This window comes from Streptomyces sp. NPDC006487, assembly GCF_042870555.1.
In the GTDB taxonomy this organism is placed as follows: domain Bacteria; phylum Actinomycetota; class Actinomycetes; order Streptomycetales; family Streptomycetaceae; genus Streptomyces.
The window spans coordinates 1-13,910 of record NZ_JBIAHN010000040.1; the positions used below are offsets into that span (position 1 = coordinate 1).

The 13,910-nt window shown below is 72.8% G+C and carries 9 protein-coding genes; all 9 read left to right on the forward strand.

Features of this window, described 5'->3' with window-relative positions; genetic code table 11:
• On the forward strand, positions 1-5,211 hold a 5,211-nt coding region (locus ACFYM0_RS37635), incomplete at its 5' end, for an amino acid adenylation domain-containing protein (protein ID WP_388510174.1).
• A gap of 37 nt (positions 5,212-5,248) precedes the next feature.
• A complete protein-coding gene (locus ACFYM0_RS37640; RefSeq protein ID WP_388510177.1) occupies positions 5,249-6,205 on the forward strand; it encodes an ornithine carbamoyltransferase in 957 nt (318 codons plus the stop codon).
• Positions 6,202-7,545, forward strand: coding sequence for an MFS transporter (locus tag ACFYM0_RS37645; RefSeq protein WP_388510180.1), 1,344 nt, complete (start codon positions 6,202-6,204; stop codon positions 7,543-7,545). The genes ACFYM0_RS37640 and ACFYM0_RS37645 overlap by 4 nt, the downstream gene beginning before the upstream one ends.
• Positions 7,538-8,323: a thioesterase II family protein gene (locus ACFYM0_RS37650; protein WP_388510182.1), complete on the forward strand. Its 786-nt coding sequence runs from the start codon at positions 7,538-7,540 to the stop codon at positions 8,321-8,323. The genes ACFYM0_RS37645 and ACFYM0_RS37650 overlap by 8 nt, the downstream gene beginning before the upstream one ends.
• A gap of 31 nt (positions 8,324-8,354) precedes the next feature.
• Positions 8,355-9,287 carry a TauD/TfdA family dioxygenase gene (locus tag ACFYM0_RS37655; RefSeq protein ID WP_388510186.1) on the forward strand — a complete coding sequence of 311 codons (933 nt, stop codon included), beginning with the start codon at positions 8,355-8,357 and terminating at the stop codon, positions 9,285-9,287.
• Between the two features lie 7 nt (positions 9,288-9,294).
• On the forward strand, positions 9,295-10,056 hold the full coding sequence (locus ACFYM0_RS37660) for a 4'-phosphopantetheinyl transferase family protein (protein WP_388510189.1): 762 nt from the start codon (positions 9,295-9,297) through the stop codon (positions 10,054-10,056).
• Entirely contained in the window at positions 10,053-10,976 is a 924-nt protein-coding gene (locus ACFYM0_RS37665; RefSeq protein ID WP_388510192.1) for a TauD/TfdA family dioxygenase, read from the forward strand. The genes ACFYM0_RS37660 and ACFYM0_RS37665 overlap by 4 nt, the downstream gene beginning before the upstream one ends.
• On the forward strand, positions 10,973-12,259 hold the full coding sequence (locus ACFYM0_RS37670; protein ID WP_388510195.1) for an MFS transporter: 1,287 nt from the start codon (positions 10,973-10,975) through the stop codon (positions 12,257-12,259). The genes ACFYM0_RS37665 and ACFYM0_RS37670 overlap by 4 nt, the downstream gene beginning before the upstream one ends.
• On the forward strand, positions 12,243-13,910 hold a 1,668-nt coding region (locus tag ACFYM0_RS37675; protein ID WP_388510198.1), incomplete at its 3' end, for a condensation domain-containing protein. The genes ACFYM0_RS37670 and ACFYM0_RS37675, both read left to right, overlap by 17 nt.

A 13,910-nucleotide genomic window follows, 5' to 3' on the forward strand; every position in this document is an offset into this window, starting at 1 on the left:
GCGGGGGAGAAGCTGGAGGTCGCGGAGCTGAAGCCGTGGACCGACCGCCTCGGCCTCGCCCGCACCGCCCTCGTCAACATGTACGGGATCACCGAAACCACCGTCCACACCACCTACCACCGGCTCACCAGGCGCGACTTCGAGCCCGGCGCCGGCAACCCCATCGGCCGCCCGCTCAGCGACCTGCGCGTCCACCTCCTCGACGGCAACGGGGACCTGGTGCCGATCGGCGTCCCGGGCGAGATCCACGTCGGAGGCCCCGGGGTGGCCCGTGGCTACCTGGGCCGCCCCGCGCTCACCGCGGCCCGCTTCGTCCCCGACCCGTACGGTCCGGCCGGCGCGCGCCTCTACCGCTCGGGCGACCTGGCCCGCCGCCTGCCCGACGGCACCCTGGAGTTCCTGGGCCGCATCGACGACCAGGTCAAGATCCGCGGCTTCCGCATCGAACTCGGCGAGATCGAGAACGTCCTGGCCGCCCACCCCGCCCTGCGGGACGCGGTGGTCGTGGTCCGCGAGGACATCCCCGGGGACAAGCGGCTCGTCGGCTACTTCGTGACCGCGCCCGGAGCCCCGGCCCCCGGCCTGGGCGAACTGCGGGCCCACCTCGCTTCCGGCCTTCCCGAGTACATGGTCCCGGCCGCGTTCGTCCCGCTCGAGGCCCTCCCGCTGACCACGAACGGCAAGCTCGACAAGCGGGCCCTGCCCGCCCCCGGCTCGGCCGCTCTCGGCAGCGACCGGCCGTACGTCGCCCCGCGGACCCCCGCGGAGCGGGAGATCGCAGCCATCTGGCAGGAGGCCCTGGGCGTCGACCGGGTCGGCGTCGAGGACGGGTTCTTCGACCTCGGCGGCGACTCCATCCGCGCCCTGGTCGTGGTCGGCGCCCTGCGCGCCGCGGGCCACGACCTCGCGGTCCGCGACGTCCTGGCCTCCCGCACCGTGGCGGCCCTCGCCGAACTGGCCACCGGGCGCCCGGCGCCGGCCACCGCGCACACGGCCGTGGAGCCGTTCGCGCTGCTCACCGACGAGGACCGCGGCAGGCTGCCGGCCGGGCTCGCGGACGCCTACCCGCTGTCCCAGGTCCAGACCGGCATGGTCGTCGAAATGCAGAACGGCGACGCACGGCACAAGTACCACAACGTGGTCTCCGTACGGATCCGTGACGACGAGCCCTTCTCGGCCGGGGCACTGAGCACCGCGGTGTCCCTGGTCGTGGAGCGTCACGAGGTCCTGCGCACCTCCGTCGACCTCACCTCGTACTCCGTGCCGATGCAGCTCGTACACGAGACGGCCGACCTCCCGGTCGCCGTCCGCGACCTGAGCACCCTGGACGAGCAGGGACTCGCCGACTCCATGAGGCAGTTCACGGCCGACGAGCGGGCGGACCTGTTCGACCTCTCGAAGGCCCCGCTGCTGCGGATCGGCGCCCACGTGGAGGGCGACCGGGCCTGGTGGCTGTCGGTGACCCAGTGCCACGTCATCCTCGACGGCTGGTCCCACAGCAACCTCCTGATGGAGGTGCTGGGCGAGTACCGGCGCATCCGCGAGGGCGGGCCGGCCGAGGAGGCCCCTGAGACCGGGGAGCCGACCACCGTGCGCTTCGCGGACTTCATCGCCGCCGAGCTCCACACCCTCGCCTCCGAGGAGTCCCGCGCCTACTGGCAGGGCATCGTCGAGAACCACGAGCGGTTCACCCTCCCCGCGGTCTGGGGCGAACCGGCGGACACCCCGCCCGTCGCACGCCGCAGCAGGATCCCGTACGCCGACCTGGAGGACGGGCTGCGCGCGCTCGCCGCAGCGGCCGGCGGGTCGCTCAAGAGCGTGCTGCACGCCGCCCACCTCAAGACGCTCAGCCTGATCACCGACCAGCAGGCCTTCTTCTCGGGGCTGGTGTGCAACGCCCGCCCCGAGGTGCTGGGCGCTGACCGGGTCTACGGCATGCACCTCAACACCCTCCCCTTCGCCTTCGACCGCACGGCCCGCACCTGGCGGGAGCTCGTCGAGCAGGTCTACGCCCGGGAGACCGAGCTGTGGACGCACCGGGCCTATCCGATGCCGGCCATCCAGCACGGCCTCGCCGACGGCGAGCGACTGATCGAAGCCCCGTTCACCTACCAGGACTTCCGGCAGATCGACCACGATCTGATCGACACGCAGGCCACGGTCGGCGAGGGCGCCCTCGAATTCGGGCTCAGGGTCTCGGCCCTGGGCGGTTCGATCAACCTCCACGCCAGCAACCACGTGGTCGGCCTGCGGCAGCTCGAACGGATTGCCGCACTGTTCCGGTCCGTGCTGGAGGCCATGGCGGGGGACCCGGAGGGGTCGGCCCTGGAAGCGCACTTGTCGGTGGAGGAGCTGGCTCGCGAGCTGGTGGAGTGGAACGACTCGGGGGTCGAGGCGGAGTCGGCTTCGGTGCTGGAGCTGTTCGAGGCCCGCGTCGTGGAATCCCCGGATGCGGTCGCCGTCCGTGGTGGGTGGGGGAGTGTCTCCTACGCGGAGCTCGATGCCCGCGCGAACCGTGTGGGGCACTACTTGCGTGCCGAGGGTGTGGGGGCCGAGTCCAGGGTGGCGGTGGTCTTGGACCGTGGTCCGGATCTGGTCGCGGCCCTGCTGGGTGTGTGGAAGGCGGGTGGCACGTATGTGCCGGTGGACCCGTCGTATCCGGCTGAGCGTCTTGCCGCGATCGTGGAGACCTCGGGTGCCCGTGTGGTGCTGGAGGGTGAGCTCCCGGATCTGGAGGGCCATCCGGACACGGCGCCCGCCCGGGTCGAGGACCTCGACCGGCTGGCGTACGTGATCTTCACCTCGGGATCGACCGGCACCCCCAAGGGCGTCGAGCTCCCGCACCGGGGCCTGGCCAACCACGTGGCCGCCGCCGCACGGCAGTTCAGCCGCCGCGGCACGGGCGGCACGGCCCTCTTCTCCTCGGTCGCGTTCGACCTGGTCGTGCCGAACATCTGGGTGCCGCTGACCCTGGGCGAGCCCGTACTGACCGTCTCCCAGGACACCAACCCCGGACAGTTCGGCGAAGAACTGGCCGCCGGAGCCCCCTACAGCTTCCTCAAGCTGACCCCCGCCCACCTCGAACTCCTGGTCCACCAGCTCGACACCCCGACCCTGGCCTCGCTCACCCGGCAGGTCGTCGTCGGCGGCGAGGCGCTGCCCCGCGGGCTGGCGAACCGGTGGCTGGAGCTGCTGGGCCCGGGCGGGCTGATCAACGAGTACGGCCCGACCGAGACCTCCGTGGGCTCCTGCGTCTTCCCCGTCGAGACCGAACAGCTTTCCGAGGTCGTCCCCATCGGGCGGCCGCTGCCCAACATGACGATGTACGTACTGGACGGCCGGCTCCAGCCGGTCCCGGTGGGCGTGCTCGGTGAGTTGTACGTGGGTGGCACCGGCGTGGCCCGCGGCTACGCCGGCCGTGCGGACCTGACGGCGGAACGCTTCCTGCCGGACCCCTTCGCCCGGGTCCTCGGTGCCCGCTTCTACCGGACCGGTGACCTGGTCCGCCGCCGCCCCGACGGGGACGTGGAGTTCCTGGGCCGGATCGACGACCAGGTCAAGATCCGCGGCTACCGCGTCGAGCTCGGCGAGATCCAGGCCGTGATCGCAGAACACCCGGCGGTCCGTGAAGTGTTCGTCGGCGTCCACGAGCCGGCCGAAGGCGAGAAGCAGCTCGTCGCCCACTACGTCGCCGAGAACACCGAGGTCACGGAAGCCGACCTGGCGAAGTTCGCCGCGCTCCGCCTGCCCGACTACATGGTCCCCACCGCCTACGTGGCGCTGGAGGCCATGCCGCTCAACGCCAACGGCAAGGTCGACCGACGCGCCCTCCCCGCCCCCGACACCGGCCTCCCCGCCGGTGGGACCGACGACCGGGAGGCGGCCTACACCGCCCCGGAGACCGCGACCGAGCAGGCGCTCGCCGGCATCTGGGAGCAGGTCCTCGGACGCGGACGGGTCGGCGCGAACGACAACTTCTTCGCCATCGGCGGCCATTCGATGATGGTCATCAAGGTGATGGCGGCCGCCCGGAAGCAGGGGCTGCCCCTCTCCCTGCGGATGATCTACCAGACCCACACCCTGGCCGAGCTCGCCGCGGAGATCGACGCCGAAACCGCGGCCGTCTCCCGACCGGAACCCCGAACCGGACCCGGCGCCGCGCCCGCCTCCCGCCCGGCGGTCGACGACCGGCTGCCCGCGATGACGGAGCACCACATCCCCGGCATGAGCCTCGCGGTGCTCCGCGACGGCGAGGTCGCCTCCCTGCACGCCTACGGCGTACGGGAGGCCGGCGGCACCGACCCGGTCACCCCGGGCACGCTCTTCCCGGCCGGATCCATCAGCAAGCACATCACCGCCCTGGGCGTGCTGCGCCTCGTGGACGAGGGCAGGCTCGACCTCGACACCGACGTCAACACCTACCTCACCGGCAGGCAGCTGACAGACCGGGACGGCACCCCCGTCGCCGTCACCCTCGCCCAGCTGCTCTCGCACTGGTCGGGCCTGGTCTCCGTCCCCTACGCGGGCGTCGCCCCCGGCGTCCCGGTGCCCCCGCTCTCCGACCTGCTCGCGCAGGTGCACAGCGAGGTCGCGCCGGGCACCAGGTTCCTCGTCTCCAACACCAACTACTGGGTGATCCAGCAGCTGCTGGAGGACGTGACGGGCACTGCGTTCGCCGAGCTGATGCGGACCACGGTCCTGCAGCCCCTGCGGATGGCGTCCAGCGGCTTCGAGCCGGACTTCCCGGCCACCTCGGGCAAGCCGCCGGCCGCCGGCCACGACCCGGTCGGCCGGCCCGTGGACGGAGGCTGGCGGGTCGGACCGCACATGGCCTCCTCCGGCCTGTGGTCCACCGCCGCCGACCTGGCCAAGGCCGCGGTCGAACTCCGCCGGGCCTATCTGGGAGAGGCCGGAGCGCTGTTGTCCCGGCCGCTCGCCGAACGGCTGCTCACCCCCGTCGGCGAGGGAACGTTCTACGGCCTGGGCGCGGTCGTGGACGGCCGGGCCCCCGACCTGGAGGCGGGCCACGGCGGGGAGCCGCACGGTTACCGCAACATGCTGATCGTCCGGATGTCGGACGGCGCCGGGTTCGTCGTCCTCACCAACGCCGAATCGGGCCGCGCGGCGATCAAGGCCGTGTCCGCGCAGCTGAGGGAGCAGTCGGGCCTCGGCGGCGGAGAGCTCGCCGGCCAGTGGGGCCGGGACCGCTGATGACCGACACCGACCAGCCCAGGGAAGGACGGGCGCCATGCGCCACCTGATATCCATCGACGACCTCGGCGACGAGGACCTGCGGTCCATCGTCGCCCGCGGGACCCGGTTCTCGACCGGGAGCCGGGACGGGTCCCGCCCGCTGGACGGGGACGTCGTCGGCGTCTACTTCAGCCGTACGTCCACCAGGACCCGTACGGCGTTCTCGGCCGGCGCGCTGCGCCTCGGCGGACAGATCGTCTCGTACGGGCCCGGAGACCTCCAGCTCAGCACGGGCGAGACCAGCGAGGACACCGGCCGGGTGCTCTCCCGGATGCTCGACGTCCTGGTCGCGCGGACGGCGGACGACCCCGCCGAGATGCGGGCCTGGGCCGCCCAGGACCGGATGTCGGTGGTGAACGCGATGTGCGCCGACGAGCACCCCACCCAGGCGCTCACCGACCTGACCACCCTTCAGCGCTGGTTCGGCCGGATCGAGGGGCTGCGCCTCCTCTACATCGGCGAGGGCAACAACACGGTGTCCGCGCTCGCGCTGGCCATGACCCGGTTCCCCGGCGCCGAACTGGAGCTGCGCACGCCGCCGGGCTACGGGCTCGCCGACCGGTTCCGGGCCCGCGCCGAGCAGCAGGCGGCCCGGTACGGCAGCCGGTTCACCGAACGCCACGACATGGACGACCTGCCCGCCGACCAGGACGCGATCTACACCACGCGCTGGCAGACCACCGGCACCGCCAAGGCCGACCCGGACTGGCGGCGGATCTTCGCGCCCTTCCAGGTGACGCGGCGGCTGTGGGAGGACAGCCCCAAGGCCGTCTTCCTCCACGACCTGCCCGCACACCGCGGCGACGAGGTCACCGCCGAGGTCCTGGACGGTCCGGCGAGCATCGCCTTCCACCAGGCGGAGAACAAGATGCACAGCGCGATGGCGGTCCTCGAATGGTGCCGCCGCGGGCCGGTGGCCGCCGGTGACGAAGAGGACGGGCGGCAGCTGTGACGACCGCCCCCCAGGCGACGGCCGGATCCCGGCCGTCGCCGCCCCCGCCTCCGCTGCGCAAGAACCACGACTTCGTGCTCCTGTGGTCCGGCGCCGGGATGTCCTTCCTCGCCTCCCGGGTCACCGCGGTCGCCTATCCGCTGCTGGTGCTCTGGCACAGCGGATCGCCGATGGCCATGTCGCTGGTGGCCTTCTCCGCCATGCTCCCCATGCTGCTGGTCCAGTTGCCGGCCGGGGCACTGGTGGACCGCTGGGACCGGCGGCGGCTCATGGTCGTGTGCGAGGCGGGCCGGGCGCTGGCGCTGGGCACGGTCGCCGCCGCCGTGCTCGCCGGGCGGTTCTCGGTCGCGCACATCGCCGCCGTGGCCTTCGCGGAGTCCTGCTTCACCGTCTTCTACCGGCTCGCCGAGCGCGGCGCCGTACGCAACGTGGTGCCCGAGGTGCAGCTGCCGCAGGCCCTCGCGCAGAACGAGGCGCGCGGCCGGGCGGCCGGCCTGCTCGGCCAGCCCGCCGGGATCCTGCTCTACACGGCGGTGCGCTGGATCCCGTTCCTCTTCGGCGCGGTCGCCTACCTGCTCTCGCTGCTGAGCCTGCTGTTCATCCGCAAGGAGTTCCAGCAGGAGCGGGTGGGGGAGCGCCAGCGGCTGAGCCGGGAGGTCGCCGAGGGCATGCGCTGGCTGTGGCGGCAGCGGTTCCTCCGTACGGCCTTGGGTTTCGTCGCCGGCACGAACGCCCTGTTCCAGGTGCTGAGCCTCGCCGTGATCCTGATGATCAAGGACGAGGGCCGGTCCGAGGCAGTCCTGGCCGTCGTCGTCACCGGCGGTGGCATCGGAGGCATGATCGGCGCCCTCACCGGCGGCTGGTGGATGCGCCGCCTCAGCCAGCGCGCCGTCCTCATCGGCGGCATGGCCGCCTGGGCCGCCCTGATCACCGCGGTCTCCTTCAGCAGCGCCGAACCGGTGCTGCTCGGCGTGCTGTTCGCCGGTACGAGCCTGGTCGGCGCGGTCTTCAACGTGGCCGCCGCCGTCTACCAGGTCCGCACCACGCCCGACGAGTTCCAGGGCCGCGTCGCCAGTACCGCGAACCTGATCTCCTCCGGCACCAACTCGCTGGGCGCACTGCTCGCCGGGCTCGCCCTCGAAGTGTGGGGCGCCGCCCACTCGGTGCTGCTGACCGGCGCCGCGATGGCCGTGCTCGCCCTCGGCGCCGCCGCCAGCCCGGCACTGCGCACCGAAGACGCCCCCGTTCCGGCCCCTGCCGCCTCCGGCGAGGACCACGACGAAGAAGCCGACAACACCAACGACACCGACGAAAAGCCAAGGGGGAAGCCGCATGACTGACACCGCGGCGCAGTGGTTCCGCGTCCACCGCCAGACCGCCGACCCGCGACTGCGACTCGTCTGCTTCCCGCACGCCGGCGGTACCGCCCAGCTCTACCAGGGCTGGCGCGCCCGGCTGCCCGCCGACATCGAACTCCTCGCCGTCCGCTACCCCGGCCGGCAGGACCGGCTCGCCGAACCCTGCGTCGAAGACATGGACACCCTCGCGGACCGCATCACCGACGCCCTCGTCCCCTACCTGGACCGGCCGGTCGCCCTGTTCGGGCACAGCATGGGCTCCGCCGTCGCCTACGAGGTGGCGCGCCGCATGGAAGCCCGGCACGGGACCACGGCCGCCCGGCTGCTGGTCTCCGCCCGGGCGGCGCCCCACCGGGCCGTGACCAGCGGGCTGCACCGCGCGGACGACGACACGCTCATCGCGGGCGTGCGCAGCCTGGGCGACCTCGGCTCCCAGGTCTTCGACATCCCCGAACTGCGGGAACTGCTGCTCCCCGCGCTGCGCGCCGATTACCGGCTCATCGAGTCCTACCGCCCCGTCCGGCCGGCTCCCCTGCGGGCACCGGTCACCGCCTACATCGGCGAGGACGACCCCGGATCCGGGCGGGTACGCGCGGACGTGGAGGCGTGGGCCGAGCTCAGCATCGCGGGCGGTTTCGTGCTGCGCAGCTTTCCCGGCGACCACTTCTACCTCGCCCCGTGCGAAGCGGAACTGACCTCCGACATCGCGCAGCGCCTGGAAGAAGTGGGGCGCTATCGAACCTCCATGGCTTTCCCGTAGGCATCCGCACAAAAGTAGAGGGATGGGTCACATGACCGAACAGACCTGGACACCGCTGGAGATCGAGGCGGAGCAGGCGGGCGGCGCACAGGAGCTCGTCGACCGCCTCACCGCGCTCGGCGACGAACTCGACAGCCTCCTGGTACAGGAGAAAGCCCTCGTCTTCCGCGGGTTCGACGTTCCCGCGGACGACCTCGACGGCGTGCTCGGCGTCGTGCTGCCGCGCCGGCTCGCCTACGTGCACGGCAATTCGCCGCGGACGAAGGTCGGCGGGAACGTCTACACCTCGACGGAGTACCCGCCGGAGTTCACGATCTCCATGCACAACGAGATGAGCTACGCGTACGCGTGGCCGGCCCGCCTCGCGTTCTACTGCCAGATCCGCCCGGGCGGCGGCGGGGCCACCCCGGTCCTCGACGCGGCCCGGTGGCTGGAGTCCCTGGACGACGAGGTGCGCGAGGCGTTCGCCGGCGGCGTCCGCTACGTGCAGAACCTCCACGACGGCTACGGCCTGGGCAAGTCCTGGCAGGCCACCTTCGAGACCGACCTGCAGGAAGAGGTCGAGAAGTTCCTCGACGGCACCGGGGCCATCTGGAAGTGGAAGGGCGACGGCGGCATCCGCGTCGAGTCCGTGCGCCCCGCCACGACCCGGCACCCCGTGACGGGCGCCGAGGTCTGGTTCAACCAGGCCGACCAGTGGCATCCGGCGGGCCTCGGTGACGACACGGCCGCCGCGCTCGCCCAGATCCTTCCCGAGGACGAGCTCCCGCAGAACGTCACCTTCGCCGACGGCAGCCCCATCCCCGAGGCGTACGTCGCCCAGATCCGCGACCGCGGCCTGGCACACGCCGTCGACGTCGACTGGGCCCAGGGCGACCTGCTGCTCATCGACAACGTCCTGCTCGCCCACGGCCGCCGCCCCTTCACCGGCAACCGCCGGGTGCTGGTGGCGATGTCGGACTGATGACGCCATGACCGCCGCATACGAGCACCTGCGCGCGCAGGACGCCGTCCACATCTGGCAGGGCCGGGCCCCGGACCTGCTGGACCCGCGGGACGCCGCGGTGCTCTCCGCCGAAGAACTGGAGACCGTACGGCGCAGGGCACATCAGGTTGCCGCCAGGTACGCGGGCGCGCACGCCGCGCTCCGCCGGATCCTGGCCGGCTACCTCGGCGTGCCGCCCGAGCAGATCGAACTGGGGCGACAGCCCTGCCCGCGCTGCGCACACCCCCTGCACGGCCGGCCGCGCATCGACTGGCCGCCCACCGACCTGGACTTCAACCTCTCCCGGTCCGGCGCGCTGTGGCTGGTCGCCGTCGCCGCAGGCCACCAGGTCGGCACCGACATCGAGGACGGCCGCACCGTCGACGTCGAGGGCTCGTCCGAGATCGTGCTGACCGCCGCCGAACTCGCCCACCTGCGGGCCCAGCCCGACGAACGCCGCCGCCAGGAGGTCTTCCTGCGCTGCTGGACCAGGAAGGAGGCCGTGGTCAAGGCCAGCGGCGTCGGCATCGCGGCCGACCTCGGCTCCATCGACGTCCGGCCCGCCACCGACGGCCCCGTCCACGTGGCCCACACCGAACCGAACGGCCCGTACCGCTGGCTCGTCCAGAGCCTGGACACGGAACCGGGGGTCTTCGCGGCGCTCGCCCGCGAAGCCGCCTGCACCGGTCCGGTGCGGCTCTACGCATACACCCGCACCGAGGCAACAGAAGGAGCCTGCGCCCCATGACCGCCACCGAGATCATCGCGCAGCCGGGCACCCCGGCCGACACCTATCTCACGGAGAACCGCGACAAACTGCGCCGCGTTCTCGCCGAACAGGGCGCCATCCTGTTGCGCGGCTTCGAAGTCGGCGGCGTGGACGGCCTCGACGGCGCCGTCCGCGCCTTCTCCGGCTCCGCGCCCCTCACCTACGCCGAACGCTCCTCACCCCGGTCCACCATCAAGGGGCAGGTGTACACCTCGACCGACTACCCGCCCGCCGAGGAGATCTTCCTCCACAACGAGAACTCCTACCAGGCCGTCTGGCCGCACACCCTCTACTTCTTCTGCATCGAACCGGCCCTCACCCAGGGAGCGACCCCGCTCGCCGACATCCGCGAGGTGTACCGGCGCATCGACCCCGCGGTGCGGGAGGAGTTCGAGCGGCGCGGCTGGCGCGTCGTCCGCAACTTCCACCCGGAGTTCGGCGTCCCCTGGGACCAGACCTTCGGCACCGACGACCGGGCCGCCGTCGAGCGGTACTGCCGCGGCAAGGGCATCGAACCGTACTGGCGGCCGGACGGCGGACTGCGCACCACCGCCGTGCGCAAGGCCGTCCACACCCACCCCGGGAGCGGCACCCCCGTCTGGTTCAACCACGCCACGTTCTTCCACGTCACCACGCTCGCCCCCGAAGTCCAGGAAGGCCTGCGGGAGATCTTCACGGAGGAGGACCTGCCCACCAACACCTACTACGGCGACGGCGGACGCATCCCCGAGGAGGTGATGGACCACCTGCGGGCCGCCTACAGAGCGAGCACCACCCGCTTCGACTGGCAGCGCGACGACATCCTCATCGTCGACAACATGCTGGCCGCCCACGGCCGCGAACCCTTCACCGGACCCCGCAAGATAGCCGTGGCCATGGCCGAGGCATCGGACGGATGACCTCCGGAACCCCCGGAGAGGCACCGGCCGGCGGCCCGGTCCCGCTGCGGCTGGGCCGCGATTTCCTGCTCCTGTGGTCCGGCGCCGCGGCCTCCCTGCTCGGCAACCGGGTCGCCGGGGCCGCCTATCCGCTCGTCGTGCTCTGGCACACCGACTCGCCCCTGGCGACCTCGGCGGTCTCCTTCGCCGCGCTGCTGCCCCTGCTCCTCGTACAGCTGCCCGCCGGCGTCCTCGTCGACCGGTTCGACCGGCGGCGGCTGATGATCCTCTGCGAGTCCGGCCGGGCCCTGGCACTGGCCAGTGCCGCCCTCGCCCTGGCCGCGGGCCTGTTCTCCGTCGCCCACCTCGCCGCCGTGGCCTGTGTGGAGACCAGCCTCGCCGTCATCCACCGCACCGCCGAGCGCGGAGCTGTACGCCACGTCGTCGACCCCGCCCTGCTGCCCGCCGCCCTCTCCCAGAACGAGGCCCGCGGCCGGGCCGCCGTACTCCTCGGCCAGCCCGGCGGCGTCCTCCTGCAGAGCGCGGCCCGCTGGGCCCCCTTCCTCTTCTCGGCGCTCGCCGGACTCGCCTCGCTGTGCAGCCTGCTGCTGATCCGCAAGGACTTCCAGCAGCGCCGCGACACACCCCCCAAGAGCCTGCGCGCCGACCTCGCCGAAGGGATGCGCTGGCTGGCGCGCCGGCGGTTCCTGCGCGCCGCACTCGGTTTCGTCGCCGGCAGCAACCTCCTCCTCCAGGTACTGCCCCTGGCCCTGCTCGTCCTCGTCAAGGAGGACGGCCGCGCCCAGCACGCCGTCGCCGTCATCGTCGGACTGGGCGGGGCGGGCGGCATCGCGGGCGCACTGACCGGGAACTGGTGGCAGCGCAGGATCAGCCTCCGTACGGTCCTCGTCGCCGGCCTGTTCGCCTGGGCCGCCCTGATCACCGCCATGGCCCTCGCCCGCCACCCCCTCGCGCTCGGTGTGCTCTTCGCCGGAACGGGCTACCTCACCGGCGTCTTCAACGTGTCCGCCGCCGTCCACCAGATCCGCACCACCCCCGACGCACTCCAGGGCCGGGTCGGCGCCACCTCACACCTCCTCGCCACCGGAGCCAACGCGCTGGGCGCGCTCCTCGGCGGCCTCGCCCTGTCCGCCTGGGGCGCGCCCCCCGTCTTCCTGGCACTCGGCATCACGATGACGGCACTCGCCGCCACGGCGGCGGCCGCCCCCGCGCTCCGGACCGAGGACGACACCGCCCCCACCGCACAGAAGGAAACGGAGCACGGGCATGAACACGCACGGTGAACGGGACGACCTCCGCGCGGAGCTGCTCAGGCGGCGGCTCGCCCGGCCGGGATCCGGGGGCGCCCGCCGCTCCGGCCCGTCCCGAGCCGACCGGACCGGCCCGCTGCGCCTCTCCCAGGGACAGCGCCAGATGTGGTTCCTGAACCGGCTCGAACCCGACAGCCCCGAATACCTCGTCCCCGTCGCCCTGCACCTGCGCGGCCCCCTCGACACGGCAGCCCTGGGCCGGGCCTGGCAGGCGCTCCTGGACCGGCACGAGGTCCTGCGCACCCGGTACGAACTGCTCGGCGACGAGCCGGCCCAGCTGATCGACCCCGTCCGCCCCGTCGAACTGCTCCTCGAGGACCTGTCCGCCGTCCCCGCCGCCGAACGGCCGGCCGCCGTCCGCGAGCGGATCGCCCGCGCCCGCGCGCACCCCGTGGACCTGGAACGGGAATGGCCGATCCGAGGCCGCCTGCTGCGCTGCTCGGACGAGGAACACGTCCTCATCGTGGTCGTCCACCACATCGCCTGCGACGCCTGGTCCGCACACCTCTTCGCCGAGGACATCAGCGCCCTGTACGCGGCCGGCCCCGGCGAACAGGCCCTCGAACCACTGCCCTACCAGTACGCCGACTACGCGGCCTGGGAGGCGGAACAGATCGCCGCCCCCGCAGGCGCCCGCCACCTGGACCACTGGCGCGCGCAGCTCGCCGGCCTCACCCCGCTCGACCTCCCCACCGACCGGCCGCGCCCCGCCGTACGCGACGCCTCCGGCGGCTCGGTGGCACGCCCGCTCGCCCCGCGACTCGCCGAAGCCGTCCGGGAGCTGGCCACCGCACGCGGAACGACCCCGTTCACCGTGCTCCTCACCGCCTTCCAGGCACTCCTCGCCCGGTACACCGGCGCCGACGACATTGCCGTCGGCACCCTCCTGTCCGCCCGGACCCGTTCCGAGTGGCAGCGGCTCTTCGGCTACGGCATCAACAGCGTCGTCCTGCGCGCCCGCCTCGACGGCGACCCGGCCTTCGAGGACCTGCTGTCCGCGACCCGCGCCACCGTGCTCGACGCCTTCGACCACCAGGGAGTGCCCTTCCAGCGCCTGGTCACCGAACTCGAACCCGAACGCGACCGGTCGCGCACCCCGCTCTTCCAGGTGTTGTTCACCCTCCGGGAGGACAACGACGACGACTACCGGCTGCCGGGCGTCACGATGACCGCCCTCCCTCCCGCCGACCCGCCGGCCCGCTTCGACCTCTCCCTCGTGGTCAACGCGGGACGCGAGGGTGCCCTGTCCGCGCGCCTGGAGTACGCCACCGCGCTGTTCGACCGGACGACCGCGGAACGCATGCTGACCCACTTCACCCGGCTGCTGGAGTCGGCGGTGGCGTCTCCGGCGACCCGGGTGTCCGCTCTGGAGATGCTGGGCGCGGACGAGAGGGCGCTGCTCGAGGGTGGTCCCGCAAAGAGGGACCCCGTAGAGCGCCGTGTCCACGAGCTGTTCGAGGCGCAGGCCGCGCGCACCCCCGACGCGGTCGCGGTGTCCTGCGCCGGCACCGATCTGACGTACGCCGAGTTGAACGCGCGGGCGAACCGGGTGGCGCACCTCCTGCGCGGCATGGGGGTGGGTCCGGAGGATCTGGTGGGTCTGTGCCTGGAGCGGGACGGCGAG